Here is a 19,273-nt window from a genome sequence, read left to right on the forward strand (position 1 = left end):
GCCGCGCCAGCGGCATGTAGGGGCAGCTCACAAAACGGAAAAAATTGTACGCTAAGCCTCGCCAGGTGAACTGAATTCATTCCGATATGGGAATTCCCATATCGGGCGAAAACGGTTTGCTGTAACGGCAGAGTTAAGTAGAATTGCTGCGGGTGCTTGAGGCTATCTGCCTCGTGTTTAACTGTCCAACTTTTTGGGGTCAGTACAAAGTGAGGCCCCTATATGCTCGTCACATATAGATTGCCTCTTACGGACCGAAAGGTCAAGGAGAAGCAGGCTATGAAGCAGCAAAAGGCGATGCTAATCGCCCTGATCGTCATCTGTTTAACCGTCATAGTGACGGCACTGGTAACAAGGAAAGACCTCTGCGAGGTACGAATCCGAACCGGCCAGACGGAGGTCGCTGTCTTCACAGCTTACGAACCTGAGGAGTAAGAGACCAGGCGGGGGAGAAATCCCTCGCCACCTCTGATGTGTCAGGCATCCTCAACGCACCCGCACTTAACCCGCTTCGGCGGGTTTTTTGTTGTGCAGCGTAGTTGATTAGCTTTTTGTGTACTCCTTTGGTTGTGGTTCTTGAGGGGCCGTTTGGAGTAAATAGAATCATATTGCTTAGTTAGCGCGCAGGGAGAAGAGGGATGGACCCCAAACAGGGGAATGCTAATTATCCGGAAGGATTCTGCTGATGAAAATCGAAGAATTGCGTGAAATTTTTAGTGAAAATGGCCTCTATGCTGTGCGCGTTGAGAATGGGGAAGTTGTCTACGCAACGTTAATTCCTGATGATCATGTAATTTTATCTATCGAGGCATTCATTGAATACCTGGAAAGGCTCGGTTTCAAGGTGGTTCGGGAATGAGTTATAATTCGTAAGCCAGCCTGAACAACTGGCAACCTACAGCGCCATTGGAGATAGCAATGGCGCATATACAACTGGTCAAACAAACTTCTTCTGGTTTACTTCTCCCGGCGACGCCGGAGAGTTGCGATTTTCTGCATCAAATCAAAATAGGCGAGTGGATACACGCAGACTTTAAGCGTGTGCGTAACTACGCATTCCATAAGCGTTTTTTCAAACTCCTGCAACTGGGATTCGATTACTGGACTCCGGCCGGTGGGGCGATCACGCCTCGCGAACGAAAACTGGTATCAGGTTTCGTTGATTACCTGTGCGAATCAGTAGGTCGGGAACATACGCCAGCCCTGAGTGATGCCGCAGAGCAATACCTTAACACCGTTGCGACTCGCAGAACCCGGGATGTGGCATTACTCAAGTCATTTGACGCTTTCCGCGAGTGGGTAACCATTCAGGCCGGATTTTACACCGAGCATTTTTATCCTGATGGTAGTCGTGGGCGTCGGGCGAAATCCATCTCGTTTGCGAATATGGACGAAACCGAGTTTCAGCAGGTTTATAAATCTGTACTGAATGTGCTGTGGAACTGGATTCTGTTCCGTAAATTTTCCTCTCCGGAGGAAGTCGAAAATGTGGCCGCGCAGCTGCTGGAGTTTGCGTAATGGTGGACTTACGTAAAGCGGCGCGGGGGCAGATGTGCACCGTCAGAATTCCTGGCTACTGCAATCACGATCCGGAAACGTCTGTGCTGGCGCATTACCGACTGGCGGGAACGTGCGGAACAGCGATAAAGCCACACGATATGCAGGCAGCGATTGCCTGTAGCTCGTGCCACGATTTAATCGACGGGCGGGTAAAAAACAGCGATTACACCAAAGAAGAATTACGCCTGATGCATGCAGAAGGTGTTTTTCGCACACAAGAAATCTGGAGAAAGGAGGGATATTTATGATTTACCCAACGAATACAGGAAAAAGCGGAGAACACCTTCGTCTCAACACGCTGGAAAGTGTCTGGATTCAGGGAAAACTACGTATGTGGGGGCGCTGGTCGTACATTGGCGGCGGTAGGTCAGGGAATATGTTCAATCAGTTGCTGGCGTCAAAAAAGTTGACGAAAACAGCCATCAATGAAGCCCTATTCAGAATGAAAAAAGCGGGAATAGAGAAACCTGAACTGGAATCATTTTTGCGAGAAATTATCAATGGCAAGCAAAAGAGCTGGCTGGTGCATTGTACTGATGCCGAGGCGCTATGCATTGATCGGGTGATTAGTGAAGTGCTGGCAGATCATCCGGGGTTGGTTTGTATCCTCCAGCAGCGGTATGAAGGACGGGGGATGACTAAGCGCAAAATGGCTGAATTGCTGAATGATGCACACCCAGAGTGGTGTTTTAGCACATGTGAAAAGCGAATTGCTAATTGGTTGGCTGTTGCTGAGTATGCGCTATACATTCCCATGCGAGAATCACTTGCTCAAAAAATAGCTTGATTTTTTACGCACAAACTGCTTCAATTTCGCTACGCTTCGCAAAGCTGTATCGCGAGGTGAGTCTGCGCATGAACTTTAATAGAACCCGCCTTCGAGCGGGTTTTGTTTTATTCATACGTCCGTAGTATACACTTCTGATTATATTTTCACATTCTGGCTGTTCCTGTTAAACAAAGACCGTATTAATTTTAATATTTTGTTAGATACATGGTGTTTCTTATTTAATTAGCGCGAGATGTGATGGTGGTATGTTTCTGATTAATTAAATGAGTAAATAGATGTCAGCTAACCATGGAGGACAGCAACTCTCTGATTGACTTTTAATCATTCCTTACATTTATTTTGATGGAGGCGTTGTTATTATTTTTAAGTAAGAGGTGAAATATTGTGTTGAAAATGTTTATATTATTTCTTATTTCTTTCTCATGGTATGCGAATGCTACGGATTTTGTTTATAGAGTGGATTCTCGCCCGCCAGAGGAAATATTTCGTGATGGGTTTAGATCCCATGGTTTTAACAGAAACTTACAGCAACATTTAAGAGGGGACTCATGTGCGGCAGGGAGTAGGGATAGTGCATTTATTGCTACCACAACCAGTTTAATTGAAACATATAACATAGCCAGACAATATTATTCAAGTTCTGGATTTCACGGTAGGTTATATCGTTACCGTATCAGAGCAAATAATATTTTTTATCCTATTCAACCGTCAGTCAATTATCTAACCCAGCGCGGTATAACCTTCTCTGGATTTGAGCGGATAATGATGAGGGAGCAGAACGAGATTGTCGCGGTGGAACATATACCTGGTGAGAATATTGTTGAGGCTGTGGAGTTGACTTATGACAGATTCAACAGCCAAGTATCTGATGGACCAGGAACCACCAATGCCAGGTATGTTCCTGGATCCACGTTTGTAAATCCAGGTGTTATACCTCAATTAGTTGTACCAACTGTGTCAGTTAGAGAAAGAATCAATGCATTTGGAAGTCTGATCAGTGCTTGTTTTGCTCTGAAGGGAGTCAGAAGAGATGGTTTAAATAAAAGAGCCACTTATTATGAACCCGAGTTTTATGATGCAAGAGGTGTGTTAAAAGAAATAATAAAATAATGCTATTGAAATGATGTGTTTATTATTTTATTTGTTGATTAACTTATTAGCGTATATAAGAGGTTTTATGAAACGGAAAATAAAATATTCCTTAATTGCTCTTTCATTGTTATCTGGTACCAGTCATGCCGTAATGAGTGATTATGATAAGTACTTTAGTAATGTTCAGATAAATAATTTATCATATGGAGTTTACACATCCGGGGGTAAGGAAAGTCAGTTTTTTTGTATTGGTATAAAGCGTGATAATGTGACTCTTCCCATTCACAATATGTGTAAGGTGGATGTCTTTGGATCTCATAAACAAGGTTTCGATGCCATGATGGAAATGGCTAAGTATTATTATGCTACTGGTGAAAGTATAAGGGTCTATTATAAGGAGAATGTGTGGAGTGATTCCGAGTTTAAAAAGGCCTTCTCTACTAACGAACTAATTTCTTTAAGCACATGTAGTTCATCTGATTATTGTATGGGACCACAAAAAGATACTTAATCACATAATTTTATAACTTGGTATAAACTCCCATCACGCTGATTTTGAGAGGTATTTATGTCTGAACCCTTATCCGGTTCCGGTACGGCAGCGGCGCTCGGCGGGGCGACGGTATTCGGGCTGTTTACCGGAACGGATTTCGGGATTGTGTTTGGTGCGTTCGCCGGGGCGTTATTTGTGGCAACGATGCCGCAGGCGCTTTCAGCCTGGCGGGTGGCGGCGCATTTTCTGGTGTCGTTCATTGTCGGCGTGCTGGGAGCGCGTGTGCTGTCTGCCTGGATAGCGGCAAAAACAGGTTATGACGGCACATCGGCAGATGCGCTGTGTGCGGTGCTGGTATCGGTGGTGTCGGTAAAGATTCTGTCGTTCATCCACCAGCAGGATATCGCATCACTGGTGTCCGGCCTGTTCTCCCGCCTGAGGGGCGGAGGAGGCGGCAATGTTAAGTAACCTTCCCGGATTGCTGAATGTGGCGTCATGCACGGTTATAGTGCTGACGCTCTTTTTTTATCGTCGTCGTGACTCCAGACATAAGCCGCTGATGTCATGGCTGGCTTGGCTGCTGATGACGGTATATGCGCTTCCGCCGCTTGCCTTTCTCTGCGGCACCATTATTCCCGGTAACTGGCTGGTGGTGTTTTTTAACCTGCTGTTCTGCGTGCTGGTAATACGCGCACGCGGTAACGTTTCAAAAATCCTTGTATTACGAAGGCGGTGATATGAAGTCGAAAGATGAAATTTTTGACGAAGTTCTGGGAAAAGAGGGCGGTTACGTCAATCACCCGGATGATAAAGGCGGTCCGACCAAATGGGGCATTACTGAAAAAATCGCCCGCGCGCACGGATATCAGGGCTATATGCGTGACCTGACGCGCGGGCAGGCGCTGGAAATACTCGAGGCGGATTACTGGTTCGGACCACGTTTTGACCAGGTGGCAACTCTGTCGCCGGATATTGCTGCAGAGTTGTGCGACACGGGCGTGAACATGGGGCCGTCAGTTGCAACCAAAATGCTTCAACGCTGGCTGAACGTATTCAATCAGCAAGGTAAGTTGTACCCGGATATGGACACAGACGGGCGTATCGGCCCACGTACCATTAATGCGTTACGCGCCTATCTGTCAAAACGTGGTAGAGATGGCGAACTGGTGATGCTGACCGCGCTGAACTGTACCCAGGGCGAACTCTATCTGGAGCTGGCAGAGAAGCGAGAAGCCAACCAGTCATTTGTCTACGGTTGGCTGAAACAACGCGTCATTGTATAGCTGGATTTAGATAGATTATAAAAAATCACCTATGTTATAAGTTTTAATAATGTTTTTTAAAATGGATAGGGTGTTGTGAAAAATTAAAATGATTAAGCATGTATTGTTGTTTTTTGTTTTTATATCATTTTCTGTTTCAGCAAACGATTTCTTTAGAGCAGACTCCAGAACACCTGATGAAATAAGACGTGCAGGAGGGCTTTTGCCAAGGGGGCAGCAGGAGGCTTATGAGCGCGGAACGCCAATTAACATCAATCTGTATGAGCATGCTCGCGGAACAGTAACGGGGAACACTAGATATAACGATGGGTATGTATCTACAACTACAACTTTGAGACAGGCTCATTTAATCGGGCAGAATATACTTGGCAGTTATAATGAATATTACATATATGTAGTCGCACCAGCACCAAATTTATTTGATGTGAATGGTGTGTTAGGACGGTATAGTCCATATCCCAGTGAAAATGAATTTGCTGCATTAGGAGGGATTCCCTTATCACAAATTATAGGCTGGTATAGAGTATCTTTTGGTGCGATAGAAGGGGGAATGCAGCGAAACAGGGATTATCGAGGAGATTTATTTCGAGGGTTAACGGTTGCACCTAATGAAGATGGCTATCAACTTGCAGGGTTTCCGAGCAATTTCCCAGCCTGGAGAGAAATGCCATGGAGTACATTTGCTCCTGAACAGTGTGTGCCGAATAATAAAGAATTTAAAGGAGGGGTGTGCATTTCAGCGACAAATGTGCTATCGAAATATGATTTGATGAATTTTAAAAAACTCTTAAAACGCAGGCTGGCGTTAACGTTTTTCATGAGCGAAGATGATTTTATTGGTGTGCATGGAGAAAGAGATGAGCTCTAAGAAAATAATTGGTGCTTTTGTTTTGATGACTGGCATTCTGTCTGGTCAGGTATATGCTGGTGTAAGTGAACACTTCAGGAATATTTGTAATCAAACCACTGCAGATATTGTGGCAGGAGTGCAACTGAAGAAATATATTGCTGATGTAAACACAAATACTCGTGGGATCTATGTGGTAAGTAATACTGGAGGTGTTTGGTATATTCCGGGTGGACGGGATTATCCGGATAATTTCTTAAGTGGAGAAATCAGAAAAACTGCAATGGCGGCCATCCTCTCAGATACGAAAGTTAATTTGTGCGCAAAAACATCTTCAAGTCCAAATCACATTTGGGCTATGGAATTAGATAGAGAGTCATGAGTGTCAGTTGTTTTTTGATGGTGTTTATTTTCCCTGTGTAAGGAGATTTTTATTTATTGAGAAAATCTAATATGTGGATTAATTATGTCAGAAAAATTTAGTTATCGTAGTGAAAATAATCTTGATGGCGTTAAACGAGAACTGGTTGCTGTGGTTCGTCGTGCGCTGGAGCTGACGGAGGTTGATTTCGGTATTACGGAAGGTCTGCGCACGAAAGAACGCCAGAAACAACTGGTTGCAGAAGGCAAGAGCCAGACCATGAACAGCCGCCACCTGACAGGTGATGCGGTGGATGTTGTTGCTTACATGGGCAGCCAGGTGTCATGGAACTGGCCTCTGTACGAGAAAATCGCGCAGGCATTTAAGCAGGCAGCGAAAGAGCTGAATACCCCCATCGAATGGGGCGGGGACTGGCGGACGCTTAAAGACGGCCCACATTTTCAATTGAAGCGATAGCTTGCAAAACATACAGGGCCGCCATGAGCGGCTTTTTTATTGCTCAAAAAACGAAAGAACGGAGGTACGTATGTACGCACTGAAAAAAATTACCGTAACTGAAGATGGTCGCCAGGTTGAGGAAGTGCATGTCCTGGGGGATATGTATCGTCTGGAGTTCTATCCGCGTGACACTCACTTGGTAGCAAAAATTGAGTATTGCCGGGGCGGGGATATTCCATGTATTCCGGTAGAAAAAGAGGATGAGGCTTACATTACCACGCTGACCGGAGATACGGTGCGTTGTATCTGTCGCGGTGACAGTAAAGCCAGGAATGAAATAGCCAGATGCCGCACCCAGGGCAGTAAATAAAAAAACAAAACCCCGGCTGGGGGAACAGTCCGGGGTTTTTAGTTTTCACGCCTTGAAAGGAGCAAGGGAGAACCTGTGGTCGATTTTAGCAAATTGATTCGGGAGTTGCGACTAAGGATTAAGCAATTACCAAACTGGAAATTCATCATGCTCTGGCTGGTGATGTTTATCGCCTCTGTTGGCTACCTGATTGGGCAGATTCGCTGGTGGTGATATGAACCGCATTCTGTATATGGTCATTATTGCCCTGCTGTTGGTTTGTGGTGCGCTGTGTCTGGCAACAAACCATTACCGCGATAACGCCATCACCTACAAAGCGCAGCGCGATAAAAAAGTCAGTGAGCTGAAACTGGCGAATGCCACTATTACTGATATGCAGCAGCGCCAGAGTGATGTTGCTGCGCTCGATGCAAAATACTCGAGGGAATTAGCCGATGCGAGAGCTGAAAATGAAACTTTGCGTGCTGATGTTACCGCTGGTCGTAAGCGCCTGCGGATCAACGCCACCTGTCCAGGCTCCGTGCGTGAAGCCACCGCCACCGCCCGCGTGGGCAATGATGCGGGCGTCGAACTCTCTCCAGTTGCTGGACGAAACGTTCTCGGTATCAGAGACGGAATCATCAGCGACCAGGCAGCATTGAGAACGCTTCAGGAATATATCCGTACTCAGTGCCTGAAATAGTTTTTTCAATGCGTTGTATCGTCGCCGTATTTCCGCATTAACAGAGACCGCAGCCCTACGGGGAGACTCCTCTGCGCGAGTGTGCGGGGATAATCAAAAACGATACACACCGGGGTTTACTGCGTTAACGGAGCGCGGCGTTGTCCCCTCATAGTCGCCTGGCCGGTGCGATGGTGGAAGAAACCGGAAATTTATTCAATAAAAAAACCTGCCGGGTTGTTACGGCAGGTTATGGCACATGCAGAAGAGAATGTTGTTGTTATGACGAATTTTTTATCAGATTTTAATGCAAGTATTCAATTCGAAATAACCGAGCCTGAATTACAATATATGTTATGAATTATTCTCTTATTTTTTGAGCCATTCAACAAGACTGGCATGGAGCAGTTACCCGATCTCCATAAAGGAATAACAGGAAATATCTTATTATTAAGCATTTCTGAATAATAAATGAGGTCGCTGGATTAATATATTGTCTTTTTAACTGGAGTTGCGGTAGTTTTGCCCGATGTTTTTTGATGACTTATTATTTATTCTTATGCAATATGCGATTTTAAGTATGTTAAGTCTTTATCGGATTGTTTATGTAAGCACGATGGTTAAATTTTATGATTCTCTGCCGTCTGACATGGATTGAATTTGCTCATTATTTGACTGGGTGAATACATCATAAAACGAAAACGGGGCAACTGCACTCGCAGGCTCTTTGTCAGTGTCGCTGGTGTGTTTTGGGGCTGATAACGATGAAGACCTCTCCCGGAGGAGATTCAGACATACCTGCACAAAGCCTGAATTGAAAAGCAACAGTTATAATGTGCAGTGCGGTGGGGATGAAAAATATGTGAGCATAATCAAAAAACTGCTGTGTTGGAGCACAGCAGTAAAGGTACTGATAAGGGTAGAAGATTATTATTGTTATTCTTTTTTATTTTTGGATTTGCCCCTATATTTCCAGACATCTGTTATCACTTAACCCATTACAAGCCCGCTGCCGCAGATATTCCCGTGGCGAGCGATAACCCAGCGCACTATGCGGATGCCATTCGTTATAATGCTCGAACGCCTCTGCAAGGTTCTTTGCTGCCGTTAACCCGTCTGGTTTGGGCATGATACTGATGTAGTCACGCTTTATCGTTTTCACGAAGCTCTCTGCTATTCCGTTACTCTCCGGACTCCGCACCGCCGTGTTCTTCGGTTCAAGTCCCAACATCCGGGCGAACTGGCGTGTTTCATTAGCCCGGTAGCATGAACCATTATCCGTCAGCCACTCCACTGGAGACGACGGAAGATCGTTGCCGAAGCGGCGTTCCACCGCTCCCAGCATGACGTCCTGTACTGTTTCACTGTTGAAGCCGCCAGTAGTCACCGCCCAGTGCAGTGCCTCACGATCACAGCAGTCCAGCGCGAACGTGACACGCAGTCTCTCTCCGTTATCACAGCAGAACTCGAACCCGTCAGAGCACCATCGCTGATTGCTTTCTTTCACGGCCACTCTGCCTGTATGTGCCCGTTTCGATGGCGGTACAGCAGGTTTTCGCTCAAGCAACAGCGCATTCTGGCGCATGATCCGGTAAACACGTTTGGCATTGATCGCAGGCATACCATCAAGTTCTGCCTGTCTGCGAAGCAGCGCCCATACCCGACGATAACCATACGTGGGCAGCTCTCCGATAACATGGTGTATACGGAGAAGCACATCCGTATCATCAGTGTGACGACTGCGGCGGCCATCCATCCAGTCATCGGTTCGTCTGAGAATGACGTGCAACTGCGCACGCGACACCCGGAGACAACGGCTGACTAAGCTTACTCCCCATCCCCGGGCAATAAGGGCGCGTGCGCTATCCACTTTTTTGCCCGTCCATATTCAACGGCTTCTTTGAGGAGTTCATTTTCCATCGTTTTCTTGCCGAGCAGGCGCTGGAGTTCTTTAATCTGCTTCATGGCGGCAGCAAGTTCAGAGGCAGGAACAACCTGTTCTCCGGCGGCGACAGCAGTAAGACTTCCTTCCTGGTATTGCTTACGCCAGAGAAATAACTGGCTGGCTGCTACACCATGTTGCCGGGCAACGAGGGAGACCGTCATCCCCGGTTCAAAGCTCTGCTGAACAATTGCGATCTTTTCCTGTGTGGTACGCCGTCTGCGTTTCTCCGGCCCTAAGACATCAATCATCTGTTCTCCAATGACTAGTCTAAAAACTAGTATTAAGACTATCACTTATTTAAGTGATACTGGTTGTCTGGAGATTCAGGGGGCCAGTCTAATTTCAATTCGGAATAAATACGACTAATAACTGCGACTTTTTGTAAATTCAGCAATATAAAGAAATGGTTATATGAACAGTTATCACAGAGCAGACGGTGTATCATTTTTTGTTACAGTTAACTGACGGGCACATTTTATGTCTGCTGCCAGCCTCCGGCGACAGGCTTCAATAACCCATGCCGAAAAGTTGCCGGAGCCTTTATGCTCAAGGGCGATATTGATCTGCTCAATCATGTGATTGGGAAAACGGATGTTACGGGTTGTTGTTTTGCTGGTTTTGTTCTTCGATGACATTGTCTTTTTCCATATTCACTGCAGTGTTCTGTATTGTCCAAAGATGTTTTTACTTAAATTTGATGCAGATCAATTAATGCATTGAGACCGAACTCATTATTTGTCCTCTTTCATGGTGAACTTGTCGGTTGAGATAACTTTTATTTAATTGATAATTATTATCATTTTCGGGTCCTTTCTGGCGATCCGGCCTGTTACGGGGCGGCGACCTCGCGGGTTTTCGCTATTTATGAAAATTTTCCGGGATCCATGTCCGGTTTCTCTTCAAGTTAACTATATGAAAAATATAAAAACAGGTTTTCTGTGAACCGGACATGAACAAAAAATAGACATGTAAGCCGGACATGACCGGTTTTGTTGTGATTGCGAGGTGAGGAGTGGCTACGCAGACTGAAGTTGCCAGGCATTTAAGTCTGACCGATCGCCAGCTTCGCAGATTGCAGAAATTGCCGGGTGCCCCGATATCGAATAAGCGAGGGCAACTGGATCTGGATGCCTGGCGCGATTTTTACATATCGTATCTGAGGAGAAGTAAAAACGATGTGCCTGATGGCGATAGCGAAGACGACTATGAGGAGAAATTGCTTATTGCCAGATGGGAACTGACAGCAGAACAGGCTGTTACACAGCAGTTAAAAAATGAGGTGTCAAAAGGAAAACTTATTGACACCGGGTTCTGTATTTTTGCCCTCAGTAAGCTGGCAATGGCGTTATCCAGTACGCTTGATTCCATCCCTTTATCCATGCAGCGACAGTTTCCTGATTTAACACCGCGCCATCTTGACCATCTGAAAACCCTTATTGCGAAGGGGGCAAATCAGTGTGCGCGGGCGGGGGATAAATTACCGGATTTACTCGATGAATATATCAGAGCAACAACTGAATAATATGATGAGCGCTGTCACAACAGCATTACAGCCCCTGATAAGGGCATTGCCGGTGACGCCAGTTGAATGGGCTGATCAAAATTATTATCTGCCTAAAGAATCTTCATATGGTGAGGGAGAATGGAAAACGCTGCCATTCCAGATCGCCATCATGAACAGCATGGGGAATGATCAGATCCGCACTGTTAATCTGATTAAATCTGCCCGTGTTGGCTATACAAAGATGTTGCTGGGGGTGGTCGGGTATTTTATTGAGCATAAATCCCGTAACAGTCTGCTTTTTCAGCCTACGGATTCTGCCGCTGAAGATTTTATGAAGTCTCACGTGGAGGCGACGATTCGGGACGTGCCATGCCTGAAAGACCTTTCCCCATGGCTGGGTCGTAAACATCGTGACAATACTCTCACGCTGAAACGCTTTTCATCGGGTGTGGGCTTCTGGTGCCTGGGCGGCGCTGCCGCCAAAAACTACCGTGAAAAATCCGTGGACGTGGTCTGCTATGACGAACTTTCCTCGTTCGAGCCGGATGTCGAAAAAGAGGGCTCGCCAACCCTGCTGGGGGATAAGCGTATTGAGGGCTCTGTATGGCCAAAATCCATTCGCGGCTCGACGCCTAAAATCAAAGGCACCTGTCAGATCGAAAAAGCCGCTAACGAGTCGGCACATTTCATGCGTTTTTATGTGCCCTGCCCGCACTGTGGGGAGGCGCAGTATCTGAAATTTGGCGATGAATCCACGCCTTTTGGCCTTAAATGGGAGAAGGACAGCCCCGAAAGCGTTTTCTACCTCTGTGAACATCATGGCTGCGTGATCCATCAGTCTGAACTTGACCAGAGCAACGGGCGGTGGATCTGTGAAAACACGGGCATGTGGACCCGTGACGGCCTGACGTTTTTCAGCGCTGCGGGTAATGAAATTCCGCCGCCGCGCTCCATCACATTCCATATCTGGACGGCGTACAGTCCGTTCACCACCTGGGTACAGATTGTCTATGACTGGCTGGATGCACTGAAAGATCCCAACGGCCTGAAAACCTTTGTGAACACCACGCTGGGCGAGACCTGGGAAGAGGCCGTGGGCGAAAAACTCGATCACCAGGTACTGATGGATAAGGTTGTGCGTTACACGGCGGCGGTGCCTGCCCGGGTGGTTTATCTGACGGCGGGCATTGACTCGCAGCGAAACCGTTTTGAGATGTATGTCTGGGGATGGGCTCCGGGAGAGGAAGCCTTTCTGGTGGATAAAATCATCATTATGGGGCGTCCCGATGAGGAAGAGACGCTGTTACGTGTGGATGCGGCGATCAACAAAAAATACCGCCATGCGGATGGCACTGAAATGACCATTTCCCGTGTCTGCTGGGACACCGGGGGGATCGATGGTGAAATCGTTTATCAGAGATCAAAAAAACACGGTGTTTTCCGGGTACTGCCGGTAAAAGGCGCATCTGTCTATGGCAAGCCGGTGATCACCATGCCAAAAACCCGCAATCAGCGGGGAGTGTATCTGTGTGAAGTGGGGACAGACACCGCAAAAGAAATTCTCTATGCCCGTATGAAAGCCGATCCCACGCCTGCGGATGAAGCCACGTCGTATGCCATCCGTTTTCCTGATGATCCGGAGATTTTTTCGCAGACAGAGGCGCAGCAACTGGTGGCGGAAGAGCTGGTGGAGAAGTGGGAAAAAGGAAAGATGCGTCTGCTGTGGGATAACAAAAAGCGGCGTAACGAAGCGCTGGACTGCCTGGTGTATGCCTACGCGGCATTACGTGTGTCCGTGCAACGCTGGCAGCTTGATCTGGCTGTACTGGCAAAATCCCGGGAAGAAGAGACAACCCGGCCAACCCTGAAAGAACTGGCAGCGAAGCTGTCCGGAGGAGTGAATGGTTACAGTCGCTGAACTGCAGGCGCTGCGTCAGGCGCGCCTTGATTTATTAACCGGTAAACGGGTGGTGTCTGTCCAGAAAGATGGTCGCAGAATTGAATATACGGCGGCTTCTCTGGATGAGCTTAACCGTGCGATCAATGATGCGGAGTCGGTACTGGGGACAACCCGCCGTCGCCGTCGTCCGCTGGGAGTGAGGTTATGAAACGAACGCCTGTCCTGATTGATGTGAACGGCGTTCCGCTTCGGGAGAGCCTCAGCTACCACGGGGGCGGCGCAGGATTTGGCGGGCAAATGGCGGAGTGGTTGCCACCGGCGCAGAGTGCCGATGCGGCCCTGCTGCCCGCGTTGCGTCTGGGGAATGCCCGGGCAGATGATCTGGTGCGCAATAACGGAATAGCGGCTAATGCGGTGGCCCTGCATAAGGATCACATTGTCGGGCATATGTTTCTGATCAGCTACCGTCCGAACTGGCGCTGGCTGGGGATGCGGGAGACCGCAGCAAAAAGCTTTGTCGATGAGGTGGAGGCGGCCTGGTCGGAATACGCCGAAGGGATGTCTGGCGAGATCGACGTGGAAGGAAAACGCACGTTCACGGAATTTATCCGTGAAGGTGTGGGCGTTCATGCGTTTAACGGCGAAATCTTTGTGCAGCCGGTCTGGGATACGGAAACCACGCAGTTATTCCGTACGCGTTTTAAAGCCGTGAGTCCGAAACGGGTGGACACGCCTGGACACGGTATGGGGAACCGTTTTCTGCGGGCTGGTGTGGAGGTCGATCGATATGGCCGTGCCGTCGCGTACCATATCTGTGAGGATGATTTTCCGTTCTCTGGTAGTGGACGATGGGAACGGATCCCGCGTGAACTTCCCACCGGGCGTCCGGCCATGCTGCATATTTTCGAGCCGGTGGAGGACGGGCAGACCCGTGGGGCTAATCAGTTTTACAGCGTCATGGAACGGCTGAAGATGCTCGATTCCCTGCAGGCAACACAGCTTCAGTCGGCCATAGTGAAGGCGATGTATGCAGCGACGATTGAAAGTGAACTTGATACCGAAAAGGCCTTTGAATATATCGCCGGCGCGCCACAGGAGCAGAAGGATAATCCGCTTATTAATATTCTGGAGAAGTTCTCCAGCTGGTATGACACGAATCACGTGACACTGGGCGGTGTCAAAATTCCGCACCTTTTCCCTGGTGATGATCTGAAACTACAGACTGCGCAGGATTCAGACAATGGATTTTCTGCGCTTGAACAGGCGCTTCTGCGGTATATCGCCGCCGGTCTTGGCGTTTCCTACGAACAGTTGTCCCGTGATTACTCGAAGGTCAGTTACTCAAGTGCCCGCGCCTCCGCCAATGAGTCGTGGCGCTATTTTATGGGGCGGCGAAAATTTATTGCGGCCCGGCTGGCCACGCAGATGTTTTCCTGCTGGCTGGAAGAGGCACTTCTTCGGGGGATTATTCGTCCGCCACGGGCACGTTTTGATTTTTATCAGGCGCGATCAGCCTGGTCACGGGCAGAGTGGATTGGTGCCGGAAGAATGGCCATTGACGGGCTCAAGGAAGTCCAGGAATCGGTGATGCGCATTGAGGCCGGACTGAGCACGTATGAGAAAGAGCTGGCGCTGATGGGCGAGGATTATCAGGACATTTTCCGCCAGCAGGTCAGGGAATCTGCAGAGCGGCAAAAAGCCGGACTCTCACGTCCGGTGTGGATAGCGCAGGCGTATCAGCAGCAGATAGCGGAGAGTCGCAGGCCGGAAGAGGAGACAACACCACGTGAGACGTAATCTTTCACACATTATTGCCGCAGCATTCAATGAACCGCTGCTTCTGGAGCCCGCCTATGCGCGGGTTTTCTTTTGCGCGCTCGGGCGCGAGATGGGGGCAGCAAGTCTTTCGTTACCACAACAGCAGGTACAGCTTGATGCTCCCGGGATGCTGGCTGAAACGGACGAGTACATGGCCGGAGGTAAACGACCGGCCCGTGTTTACCGGGTGGTGAGCGGTATTGCGGTACTGCCGGTGACCGGCACGCTGGTGCACCGGCTGGGTGGTATGCGGCCATTTTCTGGAATGACAGGCTATGACGGCATTGTTGCCTGTCTTCAGCAGGCAATGGCGGACACCTCTGTCCGGGGCGTACTGCTGGATATTGACAGTCCGGGCGGGCAGGCCGCCGGTGCGTTTGACTGCGCTGACATGATTTACCGCCTCCGGCAGCAGAAGCCGGTCTGGGCACTGTGTAATGATACGGCCTGTTCTGCGGCCATGCTGCTGGCGTCGGCCTGCTCCCGACGGCTGGTTACCCAGACATCCCGTATCGGCTCCATTGGCGTGATGATGGGCCATGTCAGCTATGCCGGTCATCTGGCGCAGGCCGGAGTGGATATCACGCTGATTTATGCCGGGGCGCACAAGGTGGATGGCAATCAGTTTGAAGCCTTACCGGCAGAGGTGCGTCAGGACATGCAGCAGCGCATTGATGCGGCGCACCGGATGTTTGCCGAAAAAGTGGCGATGTATACCGGGCTGTCTGTGGATGCGGTCACGGGGACAGAGGCTGCCGTTTTTGAAGGTCAGTCCGGTATTGAGGCCGGGCTGGCGGATGAATTAATCAATGCGTCGGATGCCATCAGCGTGATGGCTGCGGCGCTGAACACACATGATACAGGAGGCACTATGCCGCAATTAACTGCAACGGAAGCCGCCGCGCAGGAGAACCAGCGAGTGATGGGGATCCTGACGTGTCAGGAAGCGAAAGGACGTGAACAGCTTGCCACGATGCTGGCAGGACAACAGGGCATGAGCGTTGAACAGGCCCGGGCGATTCTGGCCGCGGCAGCACCGCAGCAGCCGGTGGCATCCGCGCAGAGTGAAGCCGATCGCATTATGGCGTGTGAAGAAGCTAAAGGTCGTGAACAACTGGCGGCAACGCTGGCGGCGATGCCGGATATGACGGTGGAAAAAGCCCGCCCGATCCTGGCGGCTTCACCGCAGGCGGATGCCGGACCCTCACTCCGTGATCAGATTATGGCTCTGGATGAGGCAAAAGGGGCTGAGGCGCAGGCTGAAAAACTGGCGGCGTTTCCCGGAATGACGGTGGAGGCTGCCCGCGACATTCTGTCCTCATCGCCGGATAAAGCAGAACCGGTTTCTGCATCCACAACCGCCATGTTTGAACGCATCATGGCGAACCATTCACCGGCAGCCGTGCAGGGTGGCGTGTCACAGACGTCGGCAGACGGTGATGCGGACGTGAAATTGCTCATGGCCATGCCATGAAGTCAGTGCTGACCATCAACAGGAGGTTTTTACAATATGGTAACGTGTAACTTCGCGATTTTTTCTGGGCTAATTGACGTATAATTCTGGGCGGAAAGCGCGCCCAAAAAGCCCGGAATTGACCGCTAATTATCGCTAATCACCATTTCCCTGATTGAACGCAAATCATCCAGATTATTCAGTTGTTCCTTCATCTCGCGCTGGCGTTCGTGGATTTTAAAGCCCTCCGTCACCATGGCCGCCATCATGGCATCGTTCAGCGCAATAAGTTTCTCCCTGGTCAGTACTACGTTGTTATTATCCGCATCAGTCCAGAAAAAACCCTCCGGAAGCAGTCCGGCCTGTGCTGTTGCAACCACGGGGGCAAGGCGTGACTGCGAGGTTTTTCCACCATCAAAACGACGGCCATCAAACGTGAAAATAAACTCAACGTTTTCCTGACTGTCGCGCCATGCCTCAATTTCCCGCTTTTTGGCATCCTTTGCCGCTGCAATAAGTTCCGGCGTGACGGTGAACGGGGCGATTTCGCCCCATTTCCCGCTTTGCAGCTCCTGCCAGATGTGCTGGCCTGTCGGGGCCATATCATCCTGTATGGCAGTATACAGGGCGAACTCCGTTTCACCTTCAAATAACACCTCGCAGTCAACCGCACCATTTTCAAGATAATGTGCGTTTCTGATACCTTTCACCGCTCTGATTTTCATGCCTGATTTCCTCATTACTCAATGCGTACAAAAAGACCGATAAAGCCACGCTGAGTACCATAATTGTTACCCAGGCCCGAAAGCGCCGTGTAACGACCGGGGAAGTTGTATTCACCGGCACCGCCAATCACAACCTGCGGTGAGGATGCGTATGTCCCTGTATCACTAACCTGTGCACTCATGGCCAGAGGACCAAGACGGGAACCCGGCACAGTATCACCGAGTCCCAGAGAAGCATTTTCACCAAAACTTTCTCCCTGATATACCGCCATAATCGGCACACCGACGGCCGGGTATTGGTAATATGAGAACGGACCATTACCGGCGGTTGAGGACATCAGATATGCCAGGGAGTTGCCGTCATACACAATAAGGCTTGATGTTGCATTCCAGCTGTTACCACTGTAGCGATAACGCATACAATGTATGCTGTGCTCATCCTCGTAATACTGGTTGTAGTACAGCAGCGTTTTGAATTTACGCGCCGTGTCTGATTCGTCGTTATCAGACGGTGACCACATCACATCAATGATACCGTTAAATTTCGTGGTCCCCTTCAGCAGCGTGGAGGAGTCCGCAATACTGACCGCATAACGCCCCGGGGTGACTGTCTGCAGCCATATAACGAAATCAGCCTGTCCGTTAAATGACAGAGCTTCGGCGCTGGTGAATGCCTGTCCAAACCCATACATCCCGGACAGGGCCAGCCTGCCCGGTGTGCGGTCACGGATATCACTCTGGGGTTCCATCGTCGCAGCCGCGTTCAGCTCAAGCTCCGTGCGCATGGCTTCAGCCGTGTCATGCGCCAGTAATGCGCGGGCCTTCTCTGACAGCGGAGACAGTGAGGCATTCCCGTCCGTATTGAAGTACAGAAGATTATCTGCCCGTTGCGTCAGTGCGCTGATTGCCGTTAAGACGTCATTAAGCGGTTGTTTGCCTGCCAGCGCGTTTGTGATTGTCGTCGCAAAGTTCGGGTCATTGCCCAGCGCCGCTGCCAGCTCGTTCAGGGTGTCCAGAACTTCCGGCGATGAGCCAACCAGCGCAGCAAGCAGTTTGCGCACAAACGCTGCGTTCGCTGCTTCCAGACCGGCGGCATCATCCGGTGGGGTTGGTGTGGTTGGCGTGCCGGTGAACGCCGGGCTGTCCAGTGGCGCTTTTGTTTTCGTCTCGTCCATGACGGCTTTGACGGCTTTTGGTGTGGCTGCCAGTTCTTCGCTGTCGTTGTCTGTATCACTACAGAGTTGCACCAGACCTTTTTCTGTCGTGGAAGCATTACTTCCCTTCAGGTCATCAACTATCCGTTGCGCCTCGTCCCTGTGCTGTTTCGCGCTCTGCTCGCTTTTTGCTGCCGCTTCGGCGCTGGCTTTTGCCTCGCCGGTCAGCGTTGCGGCTTCACCGAGTTTATCAACCGCTTTCTGGACTATCCTGTCGGCATCCTTTACGGCCTGCTCTGCGCGGGCCGCATCCTGTGTGGCAGATGATGCCAGCTGTGCCACCTGCTTTTTATCTTCGGTAACGGATTCTGCATTCTGCTGTACGTTATCCGCCAGTGTCTGGCAATCCCCCTTAATCTTCTGCGCATCAGCGACATGTTGCCCTGCCTGCTGCTCGCTTTTCGCTGCGGCTTCGGCGCTCTGCTGCGCCTGTGCCACCATTTCCTCAAAGCGTTTAACGACATCCGGCTTCAGGTCGCCTTCATCGAGGGCGGTCAGAAAGTCGTTCAGCGTGCCGGGCTTTGAGTCGTCGTAAACCGAAATATCACCCACGCAGCACTTAGGGCCGTTCTTTTGCTTGATGTGAACGGTGTATTTGCCTTTTTGCGCTTCAAAGGCATACTGTCCCGCCGCATCGGTTTCAATAACCGCGAATGATTCAGTGACCACTTCACTGGTATTAACCAGTGCATCTAAATAAATTTTGCATTCCGCCATCGGAACGCCGGCACCATTAATAAGCACACCTGAGATTAATACAGACATAAAACCTCTGAATGATAAAAAGCCGCCTGCGGC

At 49.6% G+C, this 19,273-nt stretch carries 24 protein-coding genes and 1 pseudogene; 21 read left to right on the forward strand and 4 right to left on the reverse strand.

The window, feature by feature from the left end; all coding sequences use genetic code 11:
* The first annotated feature begins 279 nt into the window (after positions 1-279).
* The 16 genes and pseudogenes from hokD to QUE74_RS29570 all read left to right on the forward strand — a co-directional run bounded on the left by hokD (position 280) and on the right by QUE74_RS29570 (position 7,937).
* Positions 280-435 (forward strand): type I toxin-antitoxin system toxin HokD, encoded by a 156-nt coding sequence (gene hokD / locus QUE74_RS08915; protein ID WP_000813254.1) that lies wholly within the window; start codon positions 280-282, stop codon positions 433-435.
* Positions 436-685: 250 nt separating this feature from the next.
* A pseudogene (locus tag QUE74_RS08920) lies at positions 686-763 on the forward strand (hypothetical protein); the annotation flags it as partial.
* 155 nt (positions 764-918) lie between these two features.
* Positions 919-1,518, forward strand: coding sequence for a DUF1367 family protein (locus QUE74_RS08925; RefSeq protein WP_000940302.1), 600 nt, complete (start codon positions 919-921; stop codon positions 1,516-1,518).
* Positions 1,518-1,808, forward strand: a complete 291-nt coding sequence (locus QUE74_RS08930; protein ID WP_000228027.1) for a DUF1364 domain-containing protein — start codon at positions 1,518-1,520, stop codon at positions 1,806-1,808. The genes QUE74_RS08925 and QUE74_RS08930 overlap by 1 nt, the downstream gene beginning before the upstream one ends.
* A complete protein-coding gene (locus QUE74_RS08935) occupies positions 1,805-2,347 on the forward strand; it encodes a DUF1133 family protein (protein ID WP_000640112.1) in 543 nt (180 codons plus the stop codon). The genes QUE74_RS08930 and QUE74_RS08935 overlap by 4 nt, the downstream gene beginning before the upstream one ends.
* Positions 2,348-2,734: 387 nt before the next feature.
* Positions 2,735-3,460 (forward strand): scabin-related ADP-ribosyltransferase, encoded by a 726-nt coding sequence (locus QUE74_RS08940; protein ID WP_001355271.1) that lies wholly within the window; start codon positions 2,735-2,737, stop codon positions 3,458-3,460.
* Positions 3,461-3,527: 67 nt separating this feature from the next.
* Positions 3,528-3,953: a subtilase family AB5 toxin binding subunit gene (locus tag QUE74_RS08945; RefSeq protein ID WP_000823297.1), complete on the forward strand. Its 426-nt coding sequence runs from the start codon at positions 3,528-3,530 to the stop codon at positions 3,951-3,953.
* A gap of 57 nt (positions 3,954-4,010) precedes the next feature.
* Positions 4,011-4,403: a putative holin gene (locus tag QUE74_RS08950; protein WP_001294583.1), complete on the forward strand. Its 393-nt coding sequence runs from the start codon at positions 4,011-4,013 to the stop codon at positions 4,401-4,403.
* Entirely contained in the window at positions 4,393-4,671 is a 279-nt protein-coding gene (locus tag QUE74_RS08955; protein ID WP_001355273.1) for a phage holin family protein, read from the forward strand. Before QUE74_RS08950 ends, QUE74_RS08955 begins: the two co-directional genes overlap by 11 nt.
* Before the next feature lies 1 nt (position 4,672).
* Positions 4,673-5,218, forward strand: a complete 546-nt coding sequence (locus QUE74_RS08960) for a glycoside hydrolase family 108 protein (RefSeq protein ID WP_000836752.1) — start codon at positions 4,673-4,675, stop codon at positions 5,216-5,218.
* An 88-nt stretch (positions 5,219-5,306) separates the two neighbouring features.
* Entirely contained in the window at positions 5,307-6,086 is a 780-nt protein-coding gene (locus tag QUE74_RS08965) for an enterotoxin A family protein (RefSeq protein WP_001355274.1), read from the forward strand.
* Positions 6,076-6,447, forward strand: a complete 372-nt coding sequence (locus QUE74_RS08970; RefSeq protein WP_000095643.1) for an enterotoxin — start codon at positions 6,076-6,078, stop codon at positions 6,445-6,447. The genes QUE74_RS08965 and QUE74_RS08970 overlap by 11 nt, the downstream gene beginning before the upstream one ends.
* 84 nt (positions 6,448-6,531) lie before the next feature.
* A complete protein-coding gene (locus QUE74_RS08975; protein ID WP_042966600.1) occupies positions 6,532-6,903 on the forward strand; it encodes a M15 family metallopeptidase in 372 nt (123 codons plus the stop codon).
* Positions 6,904-6,973: 70 nt separating this feature from the next.
* Positions 6,974-7,255, forward strand: coding sequence for a hypothetical protein (locus QUE74_RS08980; RefSeq protein ID WP_000271099.1), 282 nt, complete (start codon positions 6,974-6,976; stop codon positions 7,253-7,255).
* A 75-nt stretch (positions 7,256-7,330) separates the two neighbouring features.
* Positions 7,331-7,468 (forward strand): hypothetical protein, encoded by a 138-nt coding sequence (locus QUE74_RS08985; protein ID WP_000227441.1) that lies wholly within the window; start codon positions 7,331-7,333, stop codon positions 7,466-7,468.
* A gap of 1 nt (position 7,469) precedes the next feature.
* The gene (locus QUE74_RS29570) at positions 7,470-7,937 is read left to right on the forward strand and encodes a lysis protein (RefSeq protein ID WP_001355464.1); all 468 of its coding nucleotides are present in this window, start codon (positions 7,470-7,472) and stop codon (positions 7,935-7,937) included.
* A 943-nt stretch (positions 7,938-8,880) separates the two neighbouring features.
* Here the strand turns inward: QUE74_RS29570 and QUE74_RS08995 are convergent.
* A protein-coding gene (locus tag QUE74_RS08995) for an IS3-like element IS2 family transposase (RefSeq protein ID WP_088895425.1) occupies positions 8,881-10,109 on the reverse strand; the annotation gives its coding sequence in 2 pieces (ribosomal slippage) (positions 8,881-9,794 and positions 9,794-10,109; 1,230 coding nt in all).
* Positions 10,110-10,283: 174 nt separating this feature from the next.
* Complete coding sequence (locus QUE74_RS09000; protein ID WP_000095729.1) at positions 10,284-10,496, reverse strand: YlcI/YnfO family protein; 213 nt, start codon at positions 10,494-10,496, stop codon at positions 10,284-10,286.
* 377 nt (positions 10,497-10,873) lie between these two features.
* On the opposite strand from QUE74_RS09000, the gene QUE74_RS09005 reads away from it, so the two are divergent.
* From QUE74_RS09005 to QUE74_RS09025, 5 genes are read left to right on the forward strand one after another with little or no spacing between them, the layout of a single operon-like run.
* A complete protein-coding gene (locus QUE74_RS09005; protein WP_000235436.1) occupies positions 10,874-11,383 on the forward strand; it encodes a terminase small subunit in 510 nt (169 codons plus the stop codon).
* Complete coding sequence (locus QUE74_RS09010) at positions 11,355-13,283, forward strand: phage terminase large subunit family protein (RefSeq protein WP_001355129.1); 1,929 nt, start codon at positions 11,355-11,357, stop codon at positions 13,281-13,283. Before QUE74_RS09005 ends, QUE74_RS09010 begins: the two co-directional genes overlap by 29 nt.
* Positions 13,267-13,473, forward strand: a complete 207-nt coding sequence (locus tag QUE74_RS09015) for a phage head-tail joining protein (RefSeq protein WP_000259002.1) — start codon at positions 13,267-13,269, stop codon at positions 13,471-13,473. Before QUE74_RS09010 ends, QUE74_RS09015 begins: the two co-directional genes overlap by 17 nt.
* Complete coding sequence (locus QUE74_RS09020; protein WP_024262268.1) at positions 13,470-15,062, forward strand: phage portal protein; 1,593 nt, start codon at positions 13,470-13,472, stop codon at positions 15,060-15,062. The genes QUE74_RS09015 and QUE74_RS09020 overlap by 4 nt, the downstream gene beginning before the upstream one ends.
* A complete protein-coding gene (locus QUE74_RS09025; protein ID WP_001253890.1) occupies positions 15,052-16,557 on the forward strand; it encodes a S49 family peptidase in 1,506 nt (501 codons plus the stop codon). The genes QUE74_RS09020 and QUE74_RS09025 overlap by 11 nt, the downstream gene beginning before the upstream one ends.
* A gap of 125 nt (positions 16,558-16,682) precedes the next feature.
* Here the strand turns inward: QUE74_RS09025 and QUE74_RS09030 are convergent, their stop codons facing one another.
* Entirely contained in the window at positions 16,683-17,261 is a 579-nt protein-coding gene (locus QUE74_RS09030) for a DUF4376 domain-containing protein (protein WP_000701861.1), read from the reverse strand.
* Between the two features lie 14 nt (positions 17,262-17,275).
* Positions 17,276-19,240, reverse strand: a complete 1,965-nt coding sequence (locus QUE74_RS09035) for a prophage tail fiber N-terminal domain-containing protein (protein ID WP_286331895.1) — start codon at positions 19,238-19,240, stop codon at positions 17,276-17,278.
* Positions 19,241-19,273: the final 33 nt, after the last annotated feature.

The organism is Escherichia sp. 10290, from assembly GCF_030295155.1.
GTDB lineage: Bacteria > Pseudomonadota > Gammaproteobacteria > Enterobacterales > Enterobacteriaceae > Escherichia > Escherichia coli_F.

Coding starts and splice junctions, on each gene's coding strand:
- QUE74_RS08965 (WP_001355274.1), top strand. CDS start 5,307: ATGATTAAGCATGTATTGTTGTTTTTTGTTTTTATATCATTTTCTGTT.
- QUE74_RS09010 (WP_001355129.1), top strand. CDS start 11,355: ATGAATATATCAGAGCAACAACTGAATAATATGATGAGCGCTGTCACA.
- QUE74_RS08970 (WP_000095643.1), top strand. CDS start 6,076: ATGAGCTCTAAGAAAATAATTGGTGCTTTTGTTTTGATGACTGGCATT.
- QUE74_RS08955 (WP_001355273.1), top strand. CDS start 4,393: ATGTTAAGTAACCTTCCCGGATTGCTGAATGTGGCGTCATGCACGGTT.
- hokD (WP_000813254.1), top strand. CDS start 280: ATGAAGCAGCAAAAGGCGATGCTAATCGCCCTGATCGTCATCTGTTTA.
- QUE74_RS08980 (WP_000271099.1), top strand. CDS start 6,974: ATGTACGCACTGAAAAAAATTACCGTAACTGAAGATGGTCGCCAGGTT.
- QUE74_RS09020 (WP_024262268.1), top strand. CDS start 13,470: ATGAAACGAACGCCTGTCCTGATTGATGTGAACGGCGTTCCGCTTCGG.
- QUE74_RS08930 (WP_000228027.1), top strand. CDS start 1,518: ATGGTGGACTTACGTAAAGCGGCGCGGGGGCAGATGTGCACCGTCAGA.
- QUE74_RS08945 (WP_000823297.1), top strand. CDS start 3,528: ATGAAACGGAAAATAAAATATTCCTTAATTGCTCTTTCATTGTTATCT.
- QUE74_RS09035 (WP_286331895.1), bottom strand. CDS start 19,240: ATGTCTGTATTAATCTCAGGTGTGCTTATTAATGGTGCCGGCGTTCCG.
- QUE74_RS09015 (WP_000259002.1), top strand. CDS start 13,267: ATGGTTACAGTCGCTGAACTGCAGGCGCTGCGTCAGGCGCGCCTTGAT.
- QUE74_RS08935 (WP_000640112.1), top strand. CDS start 1,805: ATGATTTACCCAACGAATACAGGAAAAAGCGGAGAACACCTTCGTCTC.
- QUE74_RS08925 (WP_000940302.1), top strand. CDS start 919: ATGGCGCATATACAACTGGTCAAACAAACTTCTTCTGGTTTACTTCTC.
- QUE74_RS09000 (WP_000095729.1), bottom strand. CDS start 10,496: ATGTCATCGAAGAACAAAACCAGCAAAACAACAACCCGTAACATCCGT.
- QUE74_RS08975 (WP_042966600.1), top strand. CDS start 6,532: ATGTCAGAAAAATTTAGTTATCGTAGTGAAAATAATCTTGATGGCGTT.
- QUE74_RS09030 (WP_000701861.1), bottom strand. CDS start 17,261: ATGAAAATCAGAGCGGTGAAAGGTATCAGAAACGCACATTATCTTGAA.
- QUE74_RS29570 (WP_001355464.1), top strand. CDS start 7,470: ATGAACCGCATTCTGTATATGGTCATTATTGCCCTGCTGTTGGTTTGT.
- QUE74_RS08960 (WP_000836752.1), top strand. CDS start 4,673: ATGAAGTCGAAAGATGAAATTTTTGACGAAGTTCTGGGAAAAGAGGGC.
- QUE74_RS08950 (WP_001294583.1), top strand. CDS start 4,011: ATGTCTGAACCCTTATCCGGTTCCGGTACGGCAGCGGCGCTCGGCGGG.